This is a genomic window from Cytophaga sp., from assembly GCF_051961495.1.
GTDB lineage: Bacteria > Bacteroidota > Bacteroidia > Cytophagales > Cytophagaceae > Cytophaga.
Genome location: NZ_JBQCDF010000080.1, coordinates 1 through 2,238 on the forward strand (window position 1 = coordinate 1; position 2,238 = coordinate 2,238).

General features: G+C 36.9%; 3 protein-coding genes. All 3 read right to left on the minus strand.

The genetic code is table 11. From position 1 onward, the window contains the following. Window positions 1–3: 3 nt before the first annotated feature. Entirely contained in the window at window positions 4–1,131 is a 1,128-nt protein-coding gene (gene lpxB / locus ACTHJT_RS03620) for a lipid-A-disaccharide synthase (protein WP_440236421.1), read from the minus strand. Window positions 1,132–1,170: 39 nt separating this feature from the next. Beyond that, window positions 1,171–1,593, minus strand: coding sequence for a 6-pyruvoyl trahydropterin synthase family protein (locus ACTHJT_RS03625; RefSeq protein WP_440236424.1), 423 nt, complete (start codon window positions 1,591–1,593; stop codon window positions 1,171–1,173). 50 nt (window positions 1,594–1,643) lie between these two features. After that, the coding region (locus tag ACTHJT_RS03630; RefSeq protein ID WP_440236423.1) for a FecCD family ABC transporter permease at window positions 1,644–2,238 on the minus strand (595 nt) is incomplete at its 5' end.

Consider the following 2,238-nt stretch of genomic DNA (forward strand, 5'->3'; position numbering starts at 1 on the left):
AAATCAACGATTTACATTGATTTCTGCTTTCATATATTGCATAATCAAGCCTGCAGTTTTTTCTGACACACCAGTCTCTCCTATTCTGGCAGAGACTTCCTGGTATCCCTGCATCATCGCTTTACGATAAACCGTTTCCGGCAACAGATGTTCTAGCTCCAGACGAATATTTTCAATGGTACAATCTCCCTGTATCAATTCTTTAACAACAGGTTTATCTACAATTAAATTTACGAGTGAAATATATTTGACACTTAGCACTGCTTTGGCAATACGATAAGATATTCCATTCAGTCTGTAACAAACAACCTGCGGAACATTAAACAAACAGGTTTCAAGGGTGGCTGTACCAGACGCTACTACAGCTGCACGTGCATGCAACAACAGGTCATATGTTTCATCGGTCACGATCTTAACATTATTCCTTTTATATTTTTCATAAATAGCGGAATCTAAATTAGAAACCGCAGCAATTACAAATTGTACATTCGGAAAATCAAATGCCACTTCTACCATACGTTCCAGCAACATGGTTACTTCCTGGTATCTGCTACCTGGAAGAATGGCCACTAATTTTTTCTCGGCATTCAGCTGATGCTTTTGAATAAAATTTGCATTCGGTGTAAAGTTGGAAATGGCATCACGTAAGGGGTTGCCAACATAATCTACTTTATAATCATATGTTTCAAAAAACTCCTTTTCAAAAGGAAGTATCACAAACATATGATCAACCAGCTTTTTAATTTTTATCGCACGCTTGGTATTCCAGGCCCATACTTTAGGAGATATATAATAAAATACTTTTATGTTATGCTCCTTGGCAAAAGCAGCGATTTTCATGTTAAACCCTGAAAAATCAACCAGTATCATGGCATCCGGCTTATAAGCGAGAATATCTTCTTTCGTATTGCTCAATACTTTTAAAATCGTAAAGAGATTGAAAAATACTTCAGCAAAACCCATGAAAGCAATGTCTTTGTAATGCGCATACAATTTTATACCTGCATCTTTTGACAAGTCACCGCCAATACCTCTGATTTTAGAATCCGGATCAGCATGCTTTAATGCTTTAATTAAATTCGAAGCGTGTAAATCCCCCGAACGCTCGCCACAGATTAAATAGTACTTCATGATTTTAATTTCTTTCCTTTAAACGAGCTTTTACTTCCACTATTCGCCAAAATATTCAACAAAATTCCTGGGCGTTTCATACAATTTGATACTATGAAGTTTCCCTCTTCCATTAGAAATATGACTTATATGCGGTTCTAAAATTTTCCAGAATTCCATAGCCAGAACTTCTGTACTCGCCATTTTGCCAATCATAAAATCCACATCCAGATTCAGGTTTTTATGATCAACTTTATCTGTGATTTTTTCCCTGATTAAAATACTTAGTTTCTTCAGATCTATTACAAATCCAGTATCAGGGTCTGGCTCTCCTTTTACGGTAACAATCAAATCAAAGTTATGCCCATGCCAGTTCGCATTCGCACAAGGACCGAAAACTTCGTTATTTTTCTCTTCAGACCAATTAGGATTATATAATTTGTGAGCAGCATTGAAGTGCTCTTGTCTTGAAACATAAATAATCATAATGCAGTAATTTACTCAGTAAAGGTAGTAATTGCAACGCTAAAAAATCAGATATTTTTAGCATTTGAATGCAACAGCAAATACAAAAAAAACGGTACACCAAACAATGACATTAATATGCCTGCCGGAATTCCCTGCGGCGGAAAAACAACAGCAGATAAAATTTCACAGGTCATTAAAAAAACTCCCGAAAAATAACATAACCACAATATAAAACTCTTGGTAAGTTCATATTTGTAAAGCATCCGGATCATATGCGGTACAATCAAGCCAAGAAAGCCTATAGGCCCTGCCATACTAACCGCAGTACCGATCAGCAGGGAAGAAATCAACACCAATATAATCCTATATCGCTGCACAGGAACACCTAACCTGTCTGCATTCTCTTCTCCCAGTTCCAATATCTGGAACGGGCTAAAAAGCAGGTAACTGAGTAAAATCAGGGGAAGTATGATAAGCATACTATTGAACACTTTCAGCCAGTTTGCCGTCTGAAAAGATCCGAAAGTCCAGAATATTATATTCTTCCAGGACTGATCTTCACCTGAAATATATAAAAGCAGCGATAGTACAGCAATCGCCAGACTTGAAATGGAAATACCTACCAATATCATGCGATATGGAATAATCCTGCCTTTAACT